This window comes from Nocardia araoensis NBRC 100135 (assembly GCF_000308435.1).
Classification (GTDB): domain Bacteria; phylum Actinomycetota; class Actinomycetes; order Mycobacteriales; family Mycobacteriaceae; genus Nocardia; species Nocardia araoensis.
Window position 1 is genome coordinate 1 of sequence record NZ_BAFR01000281.1, and the last position, 1,648, is coordinate 1,648.

General features: G+C 69.5%; 2 protein-coding genes. One reads left to right on the forward strand and one right to left on the reverse strand.

The window, feature by feature from the left end:
- The coding region (locus ON21_RS30400; RefSeq protein ID WP_039803666.1) for an adenylate/guanylate cyclase domain-containing protein at positions 1-948 on the forward strand (948 nt) is incomplete at its 5' end.
- A 107-nt stretch (positions 949-1,055) separates the two neighbouring features.
- Here ON21_RS30400 and ON21_RS30405 read toward each other — a convergent pair.
- Positions 1,056-1,648, reverse strand: a 593-nt coding sequence (locus ON21_RS30405; protein WP_245562796.1) for an isochorismatase family protein, incomplete at its 5' end; no start/stop codon positions are given.

Consider the following 1,648-nt stretch of genomic DNA (forward strand, 5'->3'; position numbering starts at 1 on the left):
CGCTCGCTGGTCGTGTGGGTGGTCGGCTCCGGCGTGCCGGTGGCCGGGATGATGGTGCTCGCGGTGCTGGCACTCACGATGGAGGACGTCACCAAGGCGCGACTGGCGGTCTGCGTGCTGTCGCTCGGGGGCGCCACGCTGGTGTTCGGTCTCCTGCTGATGACGCAGACCATGGCCGCGACCGTCGCGCCCATCCTCGGCGTGCGCCGTGCGATGCGTCAGGTGGAGGACGGCGATCTCGACATCGCGCTGGCCGTCTACGACGGCACCGAATTGGGTGAGCTGCAGAGCGGTTTCAACCACATGGTGGAGGGGCTGCGCGAGCGGGAGCAGATCAGGGACCTGTTCGGCAGGCATGTCGGGCGCGAGGTCGCCGCGGCCGCGCTGGCGGGCGACCCGGCGCTCGGCGGTGTGGAGACCGACGCCGCGGCCCTGTTCATCGATATCGTCGGTTCGACGACGATGGCCGCGACCATCCCCGCGCCGGAGATGGTCGCCATTCTCAATCGGTTCTTCGGCATCGTGGTGGACGAGGTGGAACGCCACGGCGGGCTGGTCAACAAGTTCGAAGGTGACGCGGCCCTCGCCGTCTTCGGCACACCGGCACCGCTGGCCGACGCACCCGGCGCGGCGCTGGCCGCCGCCCGCGCGATCCGGGTGCGGCTCGACAGCACCGCGACCGACTTCGTCGCGGCCATCGGCGTGGCCGCGGGCCGGGTGGTGGCGGGGAATGTCGGCGCGCATCAGCGCTACGAGTTCACCGTCATCGGCGACGCGGTCAATGAAGCCGCCCGCCTGTGCGAACTCGCCAAGCGACAGGGTCTACTGCTCGCCTCCGGCGCGACCATCACAGCCGCCGCCGAGTCCGAGGCTGGACACTGGCAGCTCGGCGAATCCGTCACCCTTCGCGGCCGCCTCGCACCGACCCGCCTCGCTCGCCCGGTATGACCCACCGCCCATCCGTCCGCGCGGCACTCGTTCGCGGGCTACCGACCCGACCAGCGGCATGCCACTCGTCGAAGTCACCCGTCTGCCGATCGGTCCCCGATCCTTCGTCAGTTGCGGGTCGCGACGAGCATTTCGACGATCTCGGTGGTGCGACCGGTCTCGCCGAGCTGAGGGAAGATCCGTTCGACGCTGTTGCGGTGCGCCTCCGCCTCCAGATCGGCCATGGCATCCGTCGCGAGCGTGACGTGGTAACCGTGTTCGTGGGCGGCGCGGGCGGTCGACTCCACGCCGATGCTGGTGGTGAGACCGGCCAGCACGATCTGTGTGACGCGGCGGCGGCGCAGTTGCAGGTCGAGGTCGGTTCCGTGGAAAGCACCCCAGGTGCGTTTGGTCACTGTGATGTCGTCAGGGTGGCCGACGAGATCATCGACGATGGCATCCCAGCCTTCGGGCATGGAACTCGCCCGGCCGGGAAGCTCGATGCGACCCGGAGCGGCATCCGATCCGTCCGCCCGGGCCGTCACCCGCACCAGGATGACCGGGGCGCTGTGTTCGCGGAAGGCGCACGCCAGCTCGACCGCCCGCGCCACCACTTCAGGGACGGTGTAGGGCACCGTGGGTGCGGAGATCATGGCGTTCTGCAAGTCGATGAGTACCAACGCGCTGGACGAGTCGAGTGCGGTGACGGTCATGAATGGTG